This is a genomic window from Viridibacillus sp. NPDC096237, from assembly GCF_050278625.1.
Lineage (GTDB): Bacteria > Bacillota > Bacilli > Bacillales_A > Planococcaceae > Viridibacillus.
Genome location: NZ_JBNNTI010000001.1, coordinates 472889 through 492216 on the forward strand (window position 1 = coordinate 472889; position 19328 = coordinate 492216).

Sequence of the window (19328 nt, forward strand, 5' to 3'; positions counted from 1 at the left end):
ACTCCAGTGCCTTTCGGAGCTAAACGGGCGCGTTCAGCATTTAAAATAAAAATAAAAATAAAAAAAAGACCACTAGAGAGCCATGGTCTCTTTAGTAGTCTTTTCCAGAACAAATACTGAATTATTTGCTCACAACTTCTTTACCTTTGTATTGACCGCATGCTTTACATACGTGGTGAGCCAATTTACTTTCACCACAGTTTGGGCAAGCAACCATACCTGGTAGAGCTAGTTTGAAATGTGTGCGACGTTTACGTTTCGCAGTTTTAGAAGTTCTTCTAAATGGTACAGCCATCGATGGCACCTCCTTACAGATCGGTTATTCGTCTGTTTGATCAAAATACTTAGCTAAATTAGCAAGTCTTGGATCTATTTTTTTTGTGTCATTCTGTTTTCGATAGGCTAACTCGTCCTCCGTTGAAAAACTCCAATCAGAGTTATTCTTAGGTGCCGGAATTGTCGCATCTTCTTTATACACTTGCATCGGAATTTCTAATAAAATTAGTTCTTCTAACACAGGGTCAACATTTACTACTTCACCTTCAACAACGTGAAGGTTATCATAGTCATTCTCATCAACAGTTTCTGACCAACTGAATATTTCGTCGGACTCAATATCAAATGAAAACTCAACGTCTTCCCATGTTCGTGCACAAGGAAGTATTAGCGTGCCTGTCAATTGAAAATGACAAGTGATTTGGGATGCACCAAATGTGCAGTGCCCTTTTACATGAACAGGTGTAATCTGACGGATGTCCGGGTTACGTTTCATCACATCATCCAATTGAACTAATTCGTCAATCGGCATCCCGTTTTGGCGATATTTAGATAATTGTGGGATTGCCCATTTCATACGTTTATCACCTCAAGACAACAAAGTTGATTATATAATGCTAAATAATAGATGTCAAGATATTTTCTTGTCACTATAACAAACTATCCGTATAATTACGTCATAGAGTGTAAATGGGGTGAAGATTTGATAGCAACCGGTGTAATTGTAGAATATAATCCTTTTCATAACGGCCATCTCCATCATATCAGACAATCACGTAAAGAAACAAATGCAGATATTGTCATTGCCGTGATGAGCGGTCACTTTTTACAAAGAGGTGAACCAGCTTTTGTCGATAAATGGTCGAGAACTCGAATGGCCCTCGCTTCAGGTGCAGATCTTGTTGTCGAATTACCTTATGTGTACGCCACCGCTCAAGCATCTGATTTTGCTAAAGGTGGTATAAGTATATTAGATGCTCTGTGCTGTAACTATTTTTCATTTGGTAGCGAAGAAGGTAATATAATACCGTTTTTAAATAGTTACAGCCTGTTACAAGAGCATAACGACACTTTACAGCAAATAATAAAGGATTCTATTCAAACAGGTATAAGCTATCCTCAAGCGTTAAATACGGCATACAAACAGCTTGTCCCAATGAACGGACAGTCATTCGTTGATTTATCAAAACCAAATAATATTTTAGGTTTTCATTATATTGAAGCAGCATATAAAATTCGTTCGAAGATGAAAGCTGTGACGATACAGCGTATTAAGGCAGGTTTTCATGATACGATTGAAGTAGATTCAACAATTGCTAGTGCTACTGGAATTAGACAAGCAGTTTTTAAAGAGGCTTCTATTGATGGAATCGTCTCTTATATGCCTCAGGCGTCTTTAAAAGGATTAGATGAATGGCAGCAATCAAATACTACTTTTGGAAGCTGGGAGGCTTTCTGGCCACTGTTACGATTTACAATCATTCGTCATACACCACAAGAGCTAGCATCTTTTGCTGAGGTGACAGAAGGTATTGAACATCTGCTACTACGTGCTGCAAAAGAAAGTGAATCATTTGAGGCATTTATGAAAAAAGTCAAATCAAAACGTTACACATGGACACGTATACAGCGTATGTTAACACATATTTTCACCGGCTTTACTTGGCAACGTTTAAAATCTTTTAAGCAACCTTCATATATTCGATTGTTAGGTATGACGAATAATGGTCAAAAATATTTATCCTTAAAGAAAAAAGAATTTAAACTACCTATTATTAGCCGTGTAGCGAGCCTTGACGACGCCATGCTAATGCAAGATATTCACGCCACCGATTTGTATATGCTTGCTCTTAACGGACCTGAAAATACAAAAAGAATGGGCTTGGATTATAAAACCCCGCCCATTCGTGTATAAACCTTATTTTTGTTGTAAGCCATTTAAATATTTTAATGCATCATCTACTGTTTTAACAGGCACGATTTTCATTTTCGTGTCTATTTTTTTTGCTGTTTCTACAGCTACTTCATAATTTGTTTTAATTCTTGGATTTAATTTCTTTACTTCATCCGATATCGTGTCGTCGGCAGCAAAGAAGATTTCAATACCCCCGTCATCTGCAGCAATTATTTTTTTATCAATGCCACCAATTCTACCAACTTCACCTGATTCAAGCATTTCGCCTGTACCCGCTATTTTATAACCTTTTGTTAAATCGCCTGCTGTTAATTGATCGATGATTTCTAAAGTAAACATCAACCCTGCAGAAGGACCGCCAATATCATCAGCTTCTATTTTTACGTTCGGGTTAGTTGTAATGGATTTATTTTCTGTGAAAGTAATCCCAATACCTACTTTTTCCTTTGTACCAGGTATTTTTTTAAGAGTAACAGATTTAGTTTGCTCTTTTTCATCTCGAATGATAGAGAGCGTTACTTTATCACCTGATTTTTTACCCTCTAAATAATCAATCAATTCAGTTTGACGAATAATTTTTTTCCCGTCTATTTTAATCACTTGGTCACCAGGTTTTAAAATACCATCACTAGCACCAGATTCTAAAACATAGACAACATAGACGCCATTATAATGAATCTTGTAATCTTTATTTGCCTTTTTGAACGCAATATATTTGGCATTAAATTGTGAATCCGTCATAAGTTTTAACTGACGTAAATTATATTCATCCTCACTTTCATGTGGGCTTCTTACTTGCGTTTCTGGAAGTAATTCTTTTCGACTACTTAGTTTTGCACCAGCGTAAGTAAAGGGTGTTGCTGTGGACATCGATACCGTCATTAGACTCATTGTTCCTTTGCTATCTAAATCAGCATTTTCTACCTCTACAAATTGAGAGAGCTCATAAGCTCCACCTGGCTGCATAATATAATAAGGTAATGGATAGACAAAACCTAATACTGCAATTACAGCAATGACTATAAAACCTATTAATTTCTTGATATTCAAGACTTGCACCTCCATTTAACAAACTCTTAAGCTATATATATGACGAAACACTAGAAGGTTTGTTCGATTTTTTAAAAAAAATTTAGCATATGTGAAATTGACTTACAAAAAGATAAGAATGGGTGAAGCTAATTCTCGTTTCTCGTATGAACATCATTATTTGTTGGGTACTTATTGCTTTATTACTTTTGCAACCAGGTATTGCTCATGAAGGGGCAGATGTTGGTATTAAATTATTTATGAACGCACTCTTCCCCTATTTATTACCTTATTTAATTTTGACCCAATGGTTACTACGCCTGACAAATCAAGGTAGTAGTAATTCTTCTAAGACCGCACTTTATTTGAAAGCATATGGCATAAGTGCATTAGGAGGATTTCCAACTGGTGCAGCGACAATCGCCTTTATGACAAAGGAACAACAATTAACATTGCGAGAAAGTAAGTTTCTACTTGCTATTTGTCATGCTCCTAGCCCACTCTTTATGATCGGGTTTGTTGGTTATGAATTACTTGAAAATTCCTCAATTGGTTGGCAAATGCTACTGCTAATTCACAGTGTAAATTTATTAATCCTTGGCATTTTCATATTATTTTCCAAACGACCTACTGAAACAATAGCTGCGAAAAAGGAAGTAAAACATGCTTCATTTCCTTTAATCGAAAGTATGAAAGGTAGTATACCGACTGTTCTTTTAGTTGGTACAACTGTCATATTTTTCACAACAATTAGCCATGTGATTGCAAAAACATTACTTCATTTCTTTCTCGATTTGCCTACAGTTTTGGCAGTTTCATTATATGCAGTGTTAGAAATGACATCTAGTTTACATATTGCAACACAATCATTTACTAGTTCACCTTATTTACCTTTATGGCTCATCACTATTTTAACAATACAAGGTTTGAGTATCCATTTACAAGTTGCGGTTTTAGCAAAGGATGCTGATATCCCTCTTGTTCCATACTTTCTAATGCGACTGATTATGGTACCTGTACTTCCTCTACTGTACTGGATTATTTTCTTGTAAAATCAGCGCAAAAAAGGCTGTTTTATGATATATACCATAAAACAGCCTTACTTTTATTTCGAGTTGAATTTTTCTTTTAATGCAAATTCAACAATATCTGGTACTAGGCCATGGATATCTCCACCATATTGCGATACTTCTTTAACAATACTAGAACTTAAAAATGAGTACTGGTTTTTCGTCATAATGAAAAATGTTTCAATTTGCTCGTCAAGGAAGCGGTTCATCGATGTTATCTGCATTTCATACTCAAAGTCAGAAACTGCACGCAAACCACGTACTATAGCATCTGCATTGCGTTTTTTTGCATAGTCGATTAATAACCCAGAAGATGAATCCACTTTAACATTGGGCATATCGCACGTTACTTGTGTAATTAAATCCATTCTTTCATCCACATTAAATAATGGTTTTTTTGAGGAATTATTCATCACAGCAACATAAACTTCATCAAAAATATCGGCGGCACGTTTTATAATGTCTAAATGTCCGTTCGTAATTGGATCAAAAGTCCCTGGTACAACAGCAATTTTATTCAATGGATTCTCCTTCTTCCTTCACAGAACGATATAATGAAATAATAATGCTACCATAACTCTCTTCACGTATTTTCTCGAAATGTAGGAAGTTGTCTGGTAAATCCGTATCACGATCATGCTCACAAACAATCGTACCTGAGCTTGAGATAACATTATTCGATACTATTTCTTCTACTAAATCATAATATGCTCGTTTTTTATAAGGTGGATCTAAAAAGATCAAGTCAACTTGCACCCCTTTTTTTATAAGGGCTTTCATAGCTCTAACCGCATCGTTTCGAAAAAGCTCAGTTTGCTCTTCATAACGACATTTTTGTATGTTTTCTTTTAGATTTTGAAAGGCACGTCCATCTTTTTCAATGAAAATCCCCTTATCCATACCTCTACTAATGGCTTCAATACCAAGTCCACCACTACCTGCAAATAAGTCCAAAACGGAACCTCCGTCAAAAAAAGGACCTAGTATATTGAATAATGATTCTTTAACTTTATCTGTTGTTGGTCTAGTGGTTGTGCCAGATACCGCTTTTAAAGGCATCCCTTTTCTGTCACCAGCAATCACTCTCATTGTTTCACCAAACCTTCTCTTACTTACATTTTTAATCGATTTTAATTCAAAACAGCCGATGGCGCAATATTAATTTTGTCATCCGACTTTTCCACATCGACTAAGAATAATCTAACAAGCCATGCTTCTTCCACATAATAATCATCACCAAACTTTTCGAAAGGTTGCGAAATGGTATTGTAGCGTTTTTGGTTATAAACATAGAATGACTCAGTCATCGGGAATCTGAATTTTCGAGTATCACTTTCTATATACAATCCATTTTTCCCCTCGTTTACTTCATAGCCAAGACCATTTAATACGGGAACAGCTTTGTAAAAGATACTACCGTCTTTAAAAATAACTTGCGTATCTTTATCCTCAGTATCTTTCAAATATACATCACGCGCATCTTCAAACAACAAAGGAGCAATTTCAGCGCCATCATTGTCATTCATTTCAAAAAACGACGTTTGTAAATCAAGTGTTTTTGACAACAATTTGTCGAGTCGTTTTGGCGAGATTTCTTCACCTTTTTGAGCAATTAAACTATTTTTCCAAGCTTTTGATTGTTCGTTCGTCATGTACTTATTTACAATCTGAGTGACTTCATTTGCTTTATCAGAACCAATTTCTTTCCCTGATACAAAGGCCGCAATGGCAATTGGCAACCAATTGTTATTACTTACGAAGTCATATTGTTGTCCAATTTGAGACATGACTATTTTCTTTTCAATGGAACCCACATTAAATTCGGGTGCAAATAAAATGCGACCTGCTGAGTTTTTCTTGGAACTTTGCATTATCGTAACATGATTAAAGCCATCCAAAGAAAAGTCTTCTAAATCTGTTTTTAAATCCTTCGATATCGCCTTGTCACTATATAACGTGACTTGCTCATTTTCAAAGACAGTTTTTAACTTTTGTTTTTGCCAATATAGATCAGTCACTGCTCCATAACCACTAAACATTGAATAATCTAATAGATCAAGTGTTTTTTGACCTACTAATTGTAGACCAGTGAACCATTGACCACCCGATTTCGTTTCATCAGAAATGTGAACCTGTGTATGAACTGGGTTCCCATTTTGTAATGTTATAAAAATATTACGTAAAATTCCACCTGAAGTAAGCCCTTTTTTAGATACTGGAATCTCATAAGAGACAGATTGTTTCTCTTCATCTCCCGCTTTTAGCTGAGTAAGTTGGTCATTTAAGCGTTCGCAACTTTTGACATCATCTAAGAGACATGCCTTTTTCTTACTCTTGGTTGGCCAAATAAGCTTCACATTATCTTGAGGTAGGTCAGTAAAGTGATGATTCACTATCAACTTTCCTTTACGATAATTCACTTCTATTTCTTGGTCATAGTTAAATACCTTATCCTCTTCTGCCATTTGGTCCGAAAAGACATGGTACTGAAAAGTTAACATTATGCCGTTTAAAAATAATAAAATTGAAAATAAGCTGGCAGCAAATTTCATGTGCTAATCCTCCTGCATCATGATACTATGTGTTAGGAAAGGATGTGTACGAACAATGATTCAACAATTTATTGAACTCGGCAAAGGTTTTGGTGACGTTTTTGAACTATGCGAACTTGTCGAAACAAATCAGCATCGCTATCGTAATGCCTTCATACTTGTATCTGAACATAACGGCAAAAGCGTAGCTTCTCTTGCAGTAGCTTTTAATCCAGTTGGTGAAAGTAAATTTACACCACTTTATATTTGTAGAGAAGGTATTTCGCATTCACAAACCAAGCCTTCTAAACGAGTTCAACTATTCGAAAATAAAATAACTGAAATCGGTAGACAAGCAATTACGTTAAACGTAAAACACTCATCCGAATTTGCAGAAAGTACTCTCTATTACCAATATCTTATTGGTATTATGCGTCTCAATCATTATATCCCATCCATGTACTAACTGATACGTTTCATCAATTTCCATTCAGTTTGACAACAATATACTGGATGTTCTTTTTATCGACAAATATAACCAATGTTTTATAAATCAGTTTTATAATCGTATTCTTTTGCCTTATCAGGTTTCGCATTTTCGAACTCAGTTGATACAAAAGGACGATATGAGGGCACTACATTTTTAACATACGGAAGTCGTATCATTTTGACCATCGTCACTTCAATTTCATCTTGATCACAATAAAGTACAACATATTTTAATTTTCTTGAAATATAATGTACATGTCCATATCTTCGCAACGATTTTGCTTGTTTTAAATGATGGACATACACAATCAGGCCTTGTCGGTCTTTCATATGGATTCCCTCTTTTCTTACAAACAAGAATACCATAGCTTGGAATTCAACCGCAACCAAGTTTAGCTGACAGAGATATGGTTTATCCGTTATAATAAAATTAGAAGTCTGCATTTAGAGGAGGACTATTATGGGAAAGAAAACGAAAGTTGCAATCGCAATTGCAGCGGCAAGCGCAGCAGCATGGGCAGGTACAAAAGCTCTTTCAAAACCTCAAAAACGAAGCGATAAAGATGCATTACAATATGACCACCCTATTGTACTGGCGCATCGTGGCGGCTCACATTTAGCACCAGAACACACAATGGCTGCATTCCACAAAGCAGCAGAACTTGGTGTTCACGGCTTCGAAATCGATATTCGTTTAACAAAAGATGAAGAAATCGTTGTTTTCCATGATGAGTATGTTGATCGTACTTGTGACGGAACAGGTCGCGTAGCAGATTTAACTTTAGAAGAATTGCATTTATCAAACTTTGGCTATAATTTTGTTGATTTGGATGGTTACTTACCATATAGAGAGGAAAAACAATCAATAGTTACTTTACGTTCATTATTAGAAGATTTCCCTCAAATGCTCGTAAATATTGATATGAAAGATGCGCCAGATACATATGAGGGAGGACTAATGCCTTCTAAACTTTGGCGTTTAATCGAAGAGTTAGGAGTCGAAAATCGTGTTGTTGTGACAAGCTTCTTCGACGAACAAATCGATCGATTCAATCTTTATGCTCAAAATAAGGTCGCTTTAGGTGCTGGTCAAGGTGAAGTGAAAAAGGCTTATACTTCATTTACTAGTCAATTCGGTCATCTATACCATCCAAAAGTTGACGTATTCCAGATTCCATCAAAATTTGGTGTTTTCGCTTTAGATAATGCTAACTTTATACGTTTCTTAGAGAATTTAAATATTCCTGTACATTATTGGACAATTAATGACGTATCAACTATGGAGCAATTACTCGTAGTCGGTGCTAAAGGTATTGTCACTGATCGCCCTGATTTAGCAATTGAACTATTAAATGGATAACAGAGTTACAAAAAACAAAAGGGGCTGTCCCAAAAGTCGGTGAAAACCGACTTTTGAGTGCAGCCCTATTTCTTTAAAATTAAATACAAAAAAATCGCCTTTTCTTGTAAAATGTAAGTGACAAAACAAACAATTACTGAAAGGGCGATTTTTTATGAGCAATCCAAAGACTACTAACGAAAATTATAACATGACTCAAACAACGCTTCCACTAGAAATTGGGGAAGAAACTCTCGTTTCTAGAAATCAAAATGAAAACCCTACATTCATTCCATATAATAACCAACAAAGTATATGCCTCTTCGATCTTCAAGACCTTATTCCAATTAATCATATTGCGCGAGTAGTGGATGAAATGATCGAAGGAATAGACGATGAATACTTCTTCGAACCATACAAAGGTGGTGGTCGCAGTGCATATCATCCTAAAATGATGGTAAAAGTCCTTCTCTATGCGTATTCGCAAAAAGTATATTCTTGCCGAGAAATCGCCAAATTACTGAATGAAAATCTCCCAGCAATGTGGCTAGCTGCGATGCAAAAACCAGATTATCGTACAATTAACCGTTTCAAAACATCGTTTATGGTTGAACGAATTCAACTATTATTTGAAAAAATGATTCATCAACTTATCGAACAAAAGTATATAACAATGGAAAACTACTTTTTAGATGGCACAAAGATTGAAGCTAACGCTAATAAGTATTCTTTTGTATGGAAAAAAGCAACAACTCGTTTTGAAGAAAAACTGAAAGAGAAAATTGATGAGACTTATCAATTTATTCAATCTGTCGTAAAAGGGGATGAATGCTCTATCGTGAGTGAGGACAACCAGTCCTCTATTACGCCAAAAGAGAAGCTAGAACAAGCAGAAGAGATTCTTACACGCCAAATCAGCAAGCAAACCAAAGAATTCCAAGATGAAACAGAACCAGAAGCCCGAAAGGAAAAACGTAGAAAGTTAAGCGAATCCAAGAAACTCAAAAAGCAAATTCGTGAAGATTTTCGTCCACGCCTTGAAAAGTATGAATACCAACAACAGTTATTCGGTGAGCGCAATAGCTATTCTAAAACGGATACCGACGCCACATTCATGCGGATGAAAGAAGATCACATGCAAAATGGACAATTAAAACCGGGTTACAATATACAAATGGCAACAGAAAATCAATTCATTCTTTTTTATACTCTGCATCAACGTCCAACTGATACACGATGCTTTATTCCACATTTGGAAGAATTGAAAAAATCATCCGTTCCGTTCCCAAAAAACGTCATAGCAGATGCCGGTTATGGAAGTGAAAGCAATTATCTCTATTCAATGGACCAAGAATTTCAGGCATTGATTCCTTATGGCACATTTTTAAGTGAACAAAAACGAAGTTATAAAAAAGACATTCGTCATGCAAGTAACTGGGTTTACAACGAACAAGATGATACATACATATGCCCTAACAATCGAAAAGTACCTTTTAAACGTTATTCTACACGTACAGATAAATATGGTTTTTCACGAGACTTCAAAATATATGAATGTGAAGATTGTGCAGATTGCCCATTGAAAGCACAATGTTCAAAAGCTAAAGGGAATCGACAGATTCACTACAATACCGTTTATGAAGAACTCAAAGCAAAAGCACAAACTAGCCTTTGGTCTGAACCAAACGCACAAATTTACGCTCGACGGAAAATCGAGGTAGAGAGTGTATTTGGTCATATCAAGGGCAATCGGTCGTTTCGTCGATTCTCACTTCGAGGTTTAGAAAAAGTGAGAACGGAGTACGGCATTGTGGCAATGGCCCACAATTTACTGAAAATAGCTGGAATCCTCCAGCTATTTTCACCAAAACAGAGAAAAACGAAAAAAGTTCCAAAGAAAAACAGTACGTTTTTCTTTGGAACTTTTATTTTAGGGACTTATTAGACAGCCCCTTTTATTATGCTGAACAAGAACAGCTACCGCCAGATCCACAACCCGAACCACATGAAGAGCTAGAGTTTAAGAATGGGTTACTAACAGGCACTTTTACAGCCTCCGATACCGTTTTGCCAATTAATAAGCTGATTTCATCAAGTAAATCTTGATAATCATTTTCGGCAACTTTTAAGGCTGCTATTTTATCGTTTAAATCGAGTTTCCTTTTTTGTAAACGAATCGATTTCATAATTGTTTGGTAATCTGGATGATACTTCCCAAAACGTTGAACATCCTCGTATTGATCTTTCATTCGTTGGAATGAAGCAATTTCTTCTACAAGTTCAACATCGGAATAAACACTGTTGTAGGCATGCTGCAACGTTGCTATTTCTTTGGAGGATCGTATCATATTACTCAGATCATCTACTTCATCAAGGATTTGTGCCCACTCAGAAGTCATCATCATATTTTATTCCCCCATTCCATTCTTATCATAACAGATTTACTGTTTTATTGTTAAGTTAGCATTTGGAAAAAATAACTTAGTTAATTAAACCTCTTAGTTTTTCACACATCTCACTAATTAGAAATCGCAACTATTTTATCAACAAGCATGACTTATTGATAAATGCGGAAAAGCATACATACACTATAAAAAAGCTAAGATGATAGTTATTAAAAAGCTAAATCTACATATTCTTTCTTAAACTATTTTTTGCTATTGCTGTACAAGCTAAAACATCCACTTACGATGAATATGAAAAAATGAGGTGGTCATTTTTATCGAAAGAGCTCTTCTTTTTATTATTTTATTAAGACTACTTTCAGGAAGTATTGAGGTGACAGCAGCTCTTTTCATGTTGAAGTACAATGATTTAGAAAAAGCTTTCTATATCAATACCCTCCTGGCATTAGTCGGTCCTACTGTTTTAATTGTTACGACTGGAATCGGGTTAGCAGGCTTAGCTGAAAAGGTATCAATGCTTAAAATGGTTTGTCTATTCTCAGGAATTTTTCTTATCCTTTTCAGTTTGAATTCCAAGTAAGTTCAAACTTAATTTTTTTATATCACAAATAAAAAGGACGATTCAGCTAAGTTGAACTGATCGCTCCTTTTTATTTTATGGCGCTATTTTTTTGACCAATTTTATCAATTTGAATGAATTTAAATACTAAAAACAAGATAATAAACCCTATAACCCCTGCTGAAATATAACTTACATTTAGATACTTCTCCATAACGAGAGACATCACAGGTGGTCCTGCTGCAACACCGATAAATCTAGCTGAGCTGTAAAAAGAAGTGACAGTACCTCTCTCCTCTTTTCGAATATTTTCGGTAATAATAGCATCTAACACTGGTAATAATGCGCCGATTGCTATACCCGCCACACTAGTCACTACTAACAATAGAACCAACTTTTCTGCTGTATAACCAACAAAAACAACGCTAATAGAAAGAACAATTAAACAGATAATCATCATCTTCTTAATGAGATTCATATCCCCTTTTATCTTCCTTCCGGTAATAAAAGAAGCGATACAGAGCATCAGTAAAGGTATGGCTAACACAAATCCTTTTTTCACGCTTTTTATATCATGCGTTTTTTCAAGATTTTCAGATAAAAAAAATAACGCACCAAACAACACAAGCATTACAAATGCCCCGTTTAGAAATACGGTTAATAACCACTTTCCTTCTAGCCTAAATGTGGTTCTAACATTTGTCAAAAATTCTTTTAGTTTCACTGGTTCATCTTTATCTTTCGGTACTTTCACAAAGAAGAAAATTAGGACGATAGAGATTAAGCTAAAAGCAGATATAGAGAAGAATGGTAAAAACCATAAGAAAGCTGCGAACAATGAACCTAGAATCGGACTTAACACTTTTCCAAATGTATTTGACGTTTCAATGATTCCTAAACAAGAGCTTGTTTTTTCATCATCATCTTTATATAAGTCACCTACTAACGGTAATACTATCGGCATAGCACCCGATGCCCCTGCGCCTTGTAAAACCCTCCCAATGATAATACCCATATACGGATTTTCCATTTTCCAAGATGCAATACCAGCGATTAATCCACCGATTAACGCTAATATTAAGCTCGGTAAAATGACCTTTTTCCTCCCAAAACGATCCGATAAATAGCCTGCAACTGGGATGAGAATAATTGCCGCTACTGAATAACTCGTGATGATCATACTTGATTGAAATGAGGAAATACCTACATTTTTTTCTAAGATCGGTAACACTGGGATAAGCATAGAATTTCCAAGCGTCATAACTAATGGGATTGATGCCAAACTGATTATACACCAGAGGCTAACTTTGTCTTCACGATTATTCACATTTCCCATCCATACACCTCTATTAACTATTAGGTTTTTTCAATTATTAAAGGTATGGTTTCCTTGCTTATTTTTTTTATGCGTAAAGATAAACATTTTGTACACTAAAGATTAGAGTAGTGAACATCTGGACAAATTAGAAAATGGAATGATAAGCTTGAATACCAAAGTAAATGCCAAACCCAATCATCGATAAAGATGAAATAACTGAAATAATTTTCAAAAAAGAGGGCGATAATATTTTTCGTGAACCGCCTGATATAGTGGCCATTATTAAATCAACTAGAGAAATACCCAGTAATATGAATAAACTATATAGAATTATTTCCACCCCTGTTAATTTTCCCGCTCCTCCTACAAGCACCGATCCATAGATACCTAACCAAAAAAGGATAGTTAATGGATTAAGCAATGCCATTAAAAAACCGGATAATAGTGAATGTCTTAATCGAACCACTTTTCCAAATTTTGAATCCATCTCAATAGTATGTATTGTAAGCAGATTCTCAATCCCTGTATACATAAGAACGAAAAAACCGAATGACCAAAGTAAAGTTTTAATGAAAGGTATTTCTATAAAGTGTCCGACTCCAAAGTACACCATAACCATATATAAAATGTCGGTGACTACCGCACCAAGCCCGAAAAACCAAGCATGAAAAAATCCATTTTTAATACCTGTATTTAATAAAGTCGCTTTAACAGGACCAATTGGTGTAGCTAAAGATACCCCTAAAAAGAAGTAGGGAACTATGGAATTCATGAAATACCCCTCCGATATTATAGTGTCTTTGCATCATATTCAGCGTGCATTACTTGTACGACTACTAAAAAAAAAATTCTAAAGAATAATTAAAGCGCTCTTATAATCTATTATTAAAAAATTCCCCTTCTTGCTAGTAATGAATTGATTAACATCAATACTTAAAAACAAAGAAAAAAACGAAGGATGTAAATTTTCATCCTTCGCTTTGATGCTAGTTATTTTACATTCATAGTAATTTCGCTGATAAAACTTCGGTACCCGTTCACCTGTTATTCATAATACATTAAATTTTTTATCACATGGTGGTGTCATTGCAACAATGGCTGATACTTGTATGGGAACACATGCGAGTTACGTCGTAGCTGAAGGCTATCGTGTAGTTACAAGTAATTTAACAATACATTATGTGACAACTGCTAATCAAAATACATTAATTGCAAAATCTAAATTTATTCATCAAGTTAGTCGCACTATGGTACTCGAAGCTTCAATTGAACAAGAAGATGGCAAACAAATTGCATTCGCAACTGGCTCATTTTTCGTCATTGAGCCTCGCTTTTAATTGTTTTATATATTCTTTAGCAATTTCATAATCTGAGAATGGAACGACTTCATTACCAATTATTTGAGTCGTTTCATGCCCTTTTCCCGCGATTAAAACAGTATCACCCGAATGGGCCTCAGCTATCGCACTTTCAATCGCTTGTTTGCGATTAATTTTAATTGCATAAGGTGTCAGATCAATGCCCTGTGCAATTTGTGCAATTATCATATCAGCTTGTTCTCTACGAGGATTATCGCTTGTTAACCATATTTTGTGAGCATAACTATCAGCTACTTTCCCCATTTCTCGACGTTTTCCATGATCACGGTCTCCTCCACAGCCAAAAACAACTATTAATCTCTTTTTCGATATTAATTTAAGAGATTGTAAAACAGCTACAAGAGCACTAGGTGTATGTGCATAGTCAATGACAATTCGAACACCAAGGTCGTTCTCTACTTCTTGTTGTCTTCCTGAAGGCAATGTGAGGTAAGGAATACTTGGGGCAATGGTTTGGAGCGAATATCCAAGTTGTTGCACAGTTGCTACTGCTGCTAACACATTTTGTTGATGGTGTTCCCCTACAAATGGCATTATTAATTCAACTGGATGTTCCAAATACTGCACAAGTAAAACAGTTGATGTGCCTTCTATCTCTTTATGAATGACGCTAATGTCGGCTGTTCGATGTCGACCAAAAGTAAAAGTTCTTACATGATGCTGTTTCATATTTAAACAAAATGGATCGTCAGCATTAACGATCACTTTATTTGCTAAAGCGGCTAATTTTTTCTTGGCTAATTCATACTTTTCTTTACTGCCATGTTCATCATAATGGTCTCTACTCATATTTAAATATACGCCATAGTCAATTGGACAGTGATCTAATCGATGCTGCGACAATCCTAAAGAAGATGCTTCTATAATAATATACTTCACGCCCAATTCAACGCATTGCGCAAAAATCGGGTACAAATATGTTGGAGGTGGTGTAGTCATAGAAGAAGTATTCTGCTCCTGCCGCTCACCATTAATCCATAAACCCAAAGTACCAAGTACAGCTACTTTAGCTCCAAGTCTGTGTAGTATCTGCCCAATAAAATGTGTTACAGTCGTCTTGCCATTTGTACCAGTTACCCCAACCACCGTCAATAATTCAATTTTATCACCTACAATAGCCTTACATGCATAAGATAAAAACGTTGAACAATCAGGTACCCAAACATGGGGTACTTCTGAGTGTTGTATTGGCTGGTCTTGGTCATACACAATAGCTACTGCTCCATTTGCCACCGCTGCAGAGACAAAAAGCCACCCATTATGTTGTTTCCCTTTCCTTGCAACGAAAACATTACCTGGCTTTATTTGATCTGCAACATCAGTTATTCCACTTATTTCTGTACGTATTGAGCCGCCCTGCACTTCACAAGGCCAATCCTTAATTAGCTCTGCTAAGATCAACTGTTTTCCTCCTGCACCTTTTTAACATCATCGAATACATTATTACAATCCGCTATTCACTTGTATCGTATGAAGAGAGTGCACAAAATGACACGAAGAAAGATGGGAGTATTCACTATGATTATTCAAAAGTTTGGTGGAATCGCAATGCAATCCGAAGCTTCGCGTAAACATTGCATCCTTCATATTCATAAGGCAATTCATAAATTTGAAAAGGCAGTCATTGTTGTTTCAGCTATGGGCCGTGGTGGTGATTATTATGCCACTGATACTTTACTAACATTAACAAACGCGTTTAAAAACGAATCTAAGGCAAAAGACCTCGTTGCCGCTTGTGGAGAAATGATTGCTGCAGCTATCATTTCAGCTGAATTAGAACAAAGCGGTATAGACAATACTTTGTTGTATGGGCAAAATATTGGCATTGAAACATCCGATAACTTCGGTGACGCTGAAATCCATGCTGTTCACACAGTAGCAATAGAGAAAGCATTAAATGAGACTTCTTGCGTCATTGTCCCTGGTTTTCAGGGCTCAACAGCAGAAGGAGATATTACTACGTTAGGACGTGGCGGTAGTGATTTAACCGCGGCGCTACTTGGAGCTGCATTGAAGGCACAATTTATAGAATACTATAAAGATGTTCCTGGCGTTATGACTTACAATCCCAAAATTAACGCTAACGCAGAATTAATATCGAAATTGACTTATCCAGAATTCCATAAATTACTAAATAATAGCCACCCTATTGTGCAAAAAAAAGCAGCGGAGACGGCAGAAAAGCACCATCTCACACTGCATATTCGAAATACTTTTTCTATGGACCAAGGAACACTAATCGTTCCTGCTATTCATCATGGTTCATCTGACATACTATCTATACTCTGAATAAATACTTGTGAAAAGTGTTTACCAAAAGCACCTGAGCCGAGCTGATTATAATCTTCATTTAATAATGTGTCTCGATGTTTCTCTGAATTGAGCAATCCATTAATCGCTTCAGGAGCGTCTAAGTAGTCCTCAGCTACATTTTCTGCAGCAATATCAAAATTAACTTCTGCATTTTTTAATCGCTCTTTTAATGTATCCTGCTGAATACCCTCTTTTGACATTTTGCCAAGCGCTAAACTCGCAGCATGACTTTGGGCAATGCCATTTAAATCAATTGCTGCATTTAAAGCTTTCAAACCTTTTTGTGTACGATAAACGTTCGTCAAATCGAAAAGTTGTCGCTTATTCGCTAAATCTACTTCAGCTTGTAAATAAGATGACGGTACATTTGGTGTGATCATATCGCCGACATAAGTCATATCATAAGGCTGCTGCTTCACAAGTGTTTCTCCATCTATAAAGCGAACTGCCTGTAATGTTCGATCTGTCGCATCGAAATACATTTGTGCATATAAACCATCATACATCGTTAAAATACGTGTTTTCATATCTTCTTCATTTAAAATAAAGGTGTAAATATTTTTGTCAATTTGCACATTGACTTCCGTATCAATAATAGTTGATCGATAAATATCATCTAATGACTGACCTATCTTGAAAGGTAGCGCTTCACCATTAACACCGGAAATATACACTTGTGTTGCTTTATGCCCCTCTACGCCAACCATTAAATAATCATTATACCCCTCTTCGTACACCCACCATTCATAGCCATAAGCAGAAGGTTCTACTCGACTTGGCTTGCCTAGTAATTTTTCCAATGAATTAGTAGATTTTCCAACTAAAGTTGATAAGCCCTCTTTCGGTCTAGGTATTGCCTTACCATTCACATCTGGAACAACTTGTTTAGGTATTACTTTTCCTTGTGAATTTGGAGCCGTTAGTAGTTCATTTTCCTTTACGGACTGATTTGTATAGAAGAAAACAACTAATATAGCTGCTAATATAAGTAATATTCGAAATAACGCTTTCACATGGCCTCTCCCCAATTTGTTTAGTTATTTTATTATACCAATTGCCATGATGTATTCACAATGTTGTCATTGCAACTAGTGCATTTTTGCTCTATTATAAAATGGAACGTATATATGGTACGATGAGTCAAAGGAGGACGAAATTTATGTATTTCGAAAATACAGGACTTGAAAACACTTTAGCTGACATTACACTTCTTGATGATCTTATGCGCGAACATGGTTTAATCCGTGCAACAGGCTGGGATTACGAACGAGTAACTTGGGATAGACGCATTGATGTACGTGAAGGTACATTCTACCTACGTGTATTCGGTTTTACAAAAGACGGTGATATCGGGGCTAATGATGCAATCATTACTTTATTAAAACCAGCTCTTGGTAAACACTACTTCCCGCATGGTGTTGAATATGGTGAAGGTGAAGCATTCCCTGCTCATCTAGTAAAATCATGCCAAGAAATTTTAAAATCTCTTGAAAAACAAATTAAATTATTCGAAATTCATGCTTAATTGTTTAATTGTTTAATTGAAGTGCTGGTAACTTACAGCACTTTTTTTACTGGATAAAAAATAGAAAATCATCCATACTATGAGCGAAAATATAAAAGATAGGTGATTTGATTGGCCAAATCCAATTTTTTTAGTATATTGAAAAAAGTATTATTGACCATTATAGTTCTATTACTATTATACATTTTAATTCCAGCATCTATACCAATTTTACTATCTTTTATGACTGCTCTTTTGCTTGAGCCACTTATACAACTTCTACAACGAAAATGGATTAAATCTAGAAGATTTACAGTTATCATTGTATTCTCTTTCTTTTTAATCGTATTATCAAGTATCCTGTACTTCGCCATTACTAATACTATCACTCAAGTCTCTCATTTATCAAAAATAGCTCCTGAACTTTTCGACCAATTAACTGCCTCTTGGTTGAATCTTCAAAATCGTTTAGCAAAGGTTACTCACGATCTACCTATAGAAGTAATTACCGAAATTCAGCTTGGTATTGATAGAGTCATCGAAAGGCTTCAATCCTCATTTATCGAATTCTTCAACTACGATCGCTTAAAAATGATCGTTTCAAAGTTACCGTTTTTTTTACTCAATTTACTTGTTTATATGTTCGCTCTCTTTTTATTTATGTCAGAAATGCCAAAACTCAAAAAAAAGTTCAACGCATATATCTCTCAAAATAAAGCAGATAAGTGGAAAGTACTTTTTCAAAAACTCCATATTGTATTATTCGGTTATATCAAAGCCGAATTAATCGTTAGTTTATCTGTTTTAGTTATTACTTTTTGCGCTTTACTATTCATCATTCCTAAATACGCCATTATCATGGCTTTAATCATTTGGTTTGTTGATTTATTACCTATTCTAGGTGCAATTGTTATATTAGCTCCTTGGGCCATTTACGCTATGCTTACGGGTCAAATGGCAATGGGTATTAAGCTGGCACTATTAGCAATTGTAATAATAATTACACGCCAAATCTTGGAAACAAAAGTAATGAGTGCTCAAATTGGATTACCTCCACTTGCTACATTAATCAGTATGTACATCGGGTTACAATTATTTGGATTTTTAGGTTTCTTTATAGGCCCATTAATTGTCATGATATTTATTACAGCTAAGGAAGCAGGTTTACTAAGTAAATTTATCAAATAAAAAAGCTGTTCCC

Annotated in this window: 22 protein-coding genes; 10 read left to right on the forward strand and 12 right to left on the reverse strand. The window is 35.6% G+C overall.

Going from position 1 to position 19328, the window contains the following annotated elements; genetic code table 11:
- Nucleotides 1–121: 121 nt before the first annotated feature.
- Together rpmF and ACQKMD_RS02435 are read right to left on the reverse strand one after the other, a co-directional pair.
- Nucleotides 122–295, reverse strand: coding sequence for a 50S ribosomal protein L32 (gene rpmF / locus ACQKMD_RS02430; RefSeq protein ID WP_038183775.1), 174 nt, complete (start codon nt 293–295; stop codon nt 122–124).
- A 24-nt stretch (nt 296–319) separates the two neighbouring features.
- Complete coding sequence (locus tag ACQKMD_RS02435; protein ID WP_427749122.1) at nt 320–853, reverse strand: YceD family protein; 534 nt, start codon at nt 851–853, stop codon at nt 320–322.
- Between the two features lie 126 nt (nt 854–979).
- Between ACQKMD_RS02435 and ACQKMD_RS02440 the strand changes: the two genes are divergently transcribed.
- Entirely contained in the window at nt 980–2191 is a 1212-nt protein-coding gene (locus tag ACQKMD_RS02440) for a nucleotidyltransferase (protein ID WP_427749124.1), read from the forward strand.
- A 3-nt stretch (nt 2192–2194) separates the two neighbouring features.
- Here ACQKMD_RS02440 and ACQKMD_RS02445 read toward each other — a convergent pair whose 3' ends face one another.
- Nucleotides 2195–3250: a SepM family pheromone-processing serine protease gene (locus ACQKMD_RS02445; protein WP_427749314.1), complete on the reverse strand. Its 1056-nt coding sequence runs from the start codon at nt 3248–3250 to the stop codon at nt 2195–2197.
- A 113-nt stretch (nt 3251–3363) separates the two neighbouring features.
- Here ACQKMD_RS02445 and ACQKMD_RS02450 point away from each other — a divergent pair, with 113 nt between their 5' ends.
- Nucleotides 3364–4272 carry a hypothetical protein gene (locus ACQKMD_RS02450; RefSeq protein ID WP_427749126.1) on the forward strand — a complete coding sequence of 303 codons (909 nt, stop codon included), beginning with the start codon at nt 3364–3366 and terminating at the stop codon, nt 4270–4272.
- Nucleotides 4273–4325: 53 nt separating this feature from the next.
- Here the strand turns inward: ACQKMD_RS02450 and coaD are convergent, their stop codons facing one another.
- The 3 genes from coaD to ACQKMD_RS02465 are packed head-to-tail and all read right to left on the reverse strand — an operon-like array spanning nt 4326 to nt 6842.
- On the reverse strand, nt 4326–4811 hold the full coding sequence (gene coaD, locus ACQKMD_RS02455; protein WP_427749128.1) for a pantetheine-phosphate adenylyltransferase: 486 nt from the start codon (nt 4809–4811) through the stop codon (nt 4326–4328).
- On the reverse strand, nt 4804–5379 hold the full coding sequence (gene rsmD / locus ACQKMD_RS02460) for a 16S rRNA (guanine(966)-N(2))-methyltransferase RsmD (protein WP_427749130.1): 576 nt from the start codon (nt 5377–5379) through the stop codon (nt 4804–4806). The genes coaD and rsmD overlap by 8 nt, the downstream gene beginning before the upstream one ends.
- Nucleotides 5380–5420: 41 nt before the next feature.
- On the reverse strand, nt 5421–6842 hold the full coding sequence (locus tag ACQKMD_RS02465) for a hypothetical protein (protein WP_427749132.1): 1422 nt from the start codon (nt 6840–6842) through the stop codon (nt 5421–5423).
- 55 nt (nt 6843–6897) lie between these two features.
- Between ACQKMD_RS02465 and ACQKMD_RS02470 the strand changes: the two genes are divergently transcribed.
- On the forward strand, nt 6898–7287 hold the full coding sequence (locus ACQKMD_RS02470; RefSeq protein WP_427749133.1) for a DUF7147 family protein: 390 nt from the start codon (nt 6898–6900) through the stop codon (nt 7285–7287).
- 80 nt (nt 7288–7367) lie between these two features.
- Here the strand turns inward: ACQKMD_RS02470 and ACQKMD_RS02475 are convergent, their stop codons facing one another.
- The gene (locus ACQKMD_RS02475) at nt 7368–7640 is read right to left on the reverse strand and encodes a YlbG family protein (RefSeq protein ID WP_427749135.1); all 273 of its coding nucleotides are present in this window, start codon (nt 7638–7640) and stop codon (nt 7368–7370) included.
- Between the two features lie 130 nt (nt 7641–7770).
- Here ACQKMD_RS02475 and ACQKMD_RS02480 point away from each other — a divergent pair, with 130 nt between their 5' ends.
- Nucleotides 7771–8670 carry a glycerophosphodiester phosphodiesterase gene (locus ACQKMD_RS02480; protein ID WP_427749136.1) on the forward strand — a complete coding sequence of 300 codons (900 nt, stop codon included), beginning with the start codon at nt 7771–7773 and terminating at the stop codon, nt 8668–8670.
- A gap of 154 nt (nt 8671–8824) precedes the next feature.
- Entirely contained in the window at nt 8825–10594 is a 1770-nt protein-coding gene (locus ACQKMD_RS02485; protein ID WP_427749138.1) for an IS1182 family transposase, read from the forward strand.
- 13 nt (nt 10595–10607) lie between these two features.
- Here the strand turns inward: ACQKMD_RS02485 and ACQKMD_RS02490 are convergent, their stop codons facing one another.
- Complete coding sequence (locus tag ACQKMD_RS02490) at nt 10608–11054, reverse strand: YlbF family regulator (RefSeq protein WP_427749140.1); 447 nt, start codon at nt 11052–11054, stop codon at nt 10608–10610.
- A 304-nt stretch (nt 11055–11358) separates the two neighbouring features.
- Here ACQKMD_RS02490 and ACQKMD_RS02495 point away from each other — a divergent pair, with 304 nt between their 5' ends.
- Nucleotides 11359–11634, forward strand: coding sequence for a YqhV family protein (locus ACQKMD_RS02495; RefSeq protein ID WP_427749142.1), 276 nt, complete (start codon nt 11359–11361; stop codon nt 11632–11634).
- A 70-nt stretch (nt 11635–11704) separates the two neighbouring features.
- On the opposite strand, the gene ACQKMD_RS02500 is transcribed toward ACQKMD_RS02495, so the two are convergent.
- On the reverse strand, nt 11705–12949 hold the full coding sequence (locus ACQKMD_RS02500) for an MFS transporter (RefSeq protein ID WP_427749144.1): 1245 nt from the start codon (nt 12947–12949) through the stop codon (nt 11705–11707).
- A 127-nt stretch (nt 12950–13076) separates the two neighbouring features.
- Nucleotides 13077–13703 carry a LysE family transporter gene (locus ACQKMD_RS02505; RefSeq protein WP_427749145.1) on the reverse strand — a complete coding sequence of 209 codons (627 nt, stop codon included), beginning with the start codon at nt 13701–13703 and terminating at the stop codon, nt 13077–13079.
- A gap of 274 nt (nt 13704–13977) precedes the next feature.
- Between ACQKMD_RS02505 and ACQKMD_RS02510 the strand changes: the two genes are divergently transcribed.
- Complete coding sequence (locus tag ACQKMD_RS02510) at nt 13978–14268, forward strand: PaaI family thioesterase (protein ID WP_427749316.1); 291 nt, start codon at nt 13978–13980, stop codon at nt 14266–14268.
- On the opposite strand, the gene ACQKMD_RS02515 is transcribed toward ACQKMD_RS02510, so the two are convergent.
- Nucleotides 14239–15711, reverse strand: a complete 1473-nt coding sequence (locus ACQKMD_RS02515; RefSeq protein WP_427749147.1) for a UDP-N-acetylmuramoyl-L-alanyl-D-glutamate--2,6-diaminopimelate ligase — start codon at nt 15709–15711, stop codon at nt 14239–14241. The genes ACQKMD_RS02510 and ACQKMD_RS02515 overlap by 30 nt on opposite strands.
- A gap of 117 nt (nt 15712–15828) precedes the next feature.
- Here ACQKMD_RS02515 and ACQKMD_RS02520 point away from each other — a divergent pair, with 117 nt between their 5' ends.
- Nucleotides 15829–16599, forward strand: a complete 771-nt coding sequence (locus ACQKMD_RS02520; RefSeq protein WP_427749149.1) for an aspartate kinase — start codon at nt 15829–15831, stop codon at nt 16597–16599.
- On the opposite strand, the gene ACQKMD_RS02525 is transcribed toward ACQKMD_RS02520, so the two are convergent.
- Nucleotides 16566–17636, reverse strand: coding sequence for a CAP domain-containing protein (locus tag ACQKMD_RS02525; RefSeq protein WP_427749151.1), 1071 nt, complete (start codon nt 17634–17636; stop codon nt 16566–16568). The two genes, ACQKMD_RS02520 and ACQKMD_RS02525, sit on opposite strands and share 34 nt — an antisense overlap.
- A gap of 146 nt (nt 17637–17782) precedes the next feature.
- On the opposite strand from ACQKMD_RS02525, the gene ACQKMD_RS02530 reads away from it, so the two are divergent.
- Nucleotides 17783–18148: a YugN family protein gene (locus ACQKMD_RS02530; protein ID WP_427749152.1), complete on the forward strand. Its 366-nt coding sequence runs from the start codon at nt 17783–17785 to the stop codon at nt 18146–18148.
- Nucleotides 18149–18259: 111 nt separating this feature from the next.
- Nucleotides 18260–19315 carry a sporulation integral membrane protein YtvI gene (gene ytvI, locus ACQKMD_RS02535; protein ID WP_427749154.1) on the forward strand — a complete coding sequence of 352 codons (1056 nt, stop codon included), beginning with the start codon at nt 18260–18262 and terminating at the stop codon, nt 19313–19315.
- The last annotated feature ends 13 nt before the right edge of the window (nt 19316–19328 follow it).

What these genes read in the sequence shown, in the direction of transcription:
- rpmF (WP_038183775.1), bottom strand. Translation starts at nt 295, where the DNA reads ATGGCTGTACCATTTAGAAGAACTTCTAAAACTGCGAAACGTAAACGT.
- ACQKMD_RS02435 (WP_427749122.1), bottom strand. Translation starts at nt 853, where the DNA reads ATGAAATGGGCAATCCCACAATTATCTAAATATCGCCAAAACGGGATG.
- rsmD (WP_427749130.1), bottom strand. Translation starts at nt 5,379, where the DNA reads ATGAGAGTGATTGCTGGTGACAGAAAAGGGATGCCTTTAAAAGCGGTA.
- ACQKMD_RS02465 (WP_427749132.1), bottom strand. Translation starts at nt 6,842, where the DNA reads ATGAAATTTGCTGCCAGCTTATTTTCAATTTTATTATTTTTAAACGGC.
- ACQKMD_RS02470 (WP_427749133.1), top strand. Translation starts at nt 6,898, where the DNA reads ATGATTCAACAATTTATTGAACTCGGCAAAGGTTTTGGTGACGTTTTT.
- ACQKMD_RS02475 (WP_427749135.1), bottom strand. Translation starts at nt 7,640, where the DNA reads ATGAAAGACCGACAAGGCCTGATTGTGTATGTCCATCATTTAAAACAA.
- ACQKMD_RS02480 (WP_427749136.1), top strand. Translation starts at nt 7,771, where the DNA reads ATGGGAAAGAAAACGAAAGTTGCAATCGCAATTGCAGCGGCAAGCGCA.
- ACQKMD_RS02485 (WP_427749138.1), top strand. Translation starts at nt 8,825, where the DNA reads ATGAGCAATCCAAAGACTACTAACGAAAATTATAACATGACTCAAACA.
- ACQKMD_RS02490 (WP_427749140.1), bottom strand. Translation starts at nt 11,054, where the DNA reads ATGATGATGACTTCTGAGTGGGCACAAATCCTTGATGAAGTAGATGAT.
- ACQKMD_RS02500 (WP_427749144.1), bottom strand. Translation starts at nt 12,949, where the DNA reads ATGGGAAATGTGAATAATCGTGAAGACAAAGTTAGCCTCTGGTGTATA.
- ACQKMD_RS02505 (WP_427749145.1), bottom strand. Translation starts at nt 13,703, where the DNA reads ATGAATTCCATAGTTCCCTACTTCTTTTTAGGGGTATCTTTAGCTACA.
- ACQKMD_RS02520 (WP_427749149.1), top strand. Translation starts at nt 15,829, where the DNA reads ATGATTATTCAAAAGTTTGGTGGAATCGCAATGCAATCCGAAGCTTCG.
- ACQKMD_RS02530 (WP_427749152.1), top strand. Translation starts at nt 17,783, where the DNA reads ATGTATTTCGAAAATACAGGACTTGAAAACACTTTAGCTGACATTACA.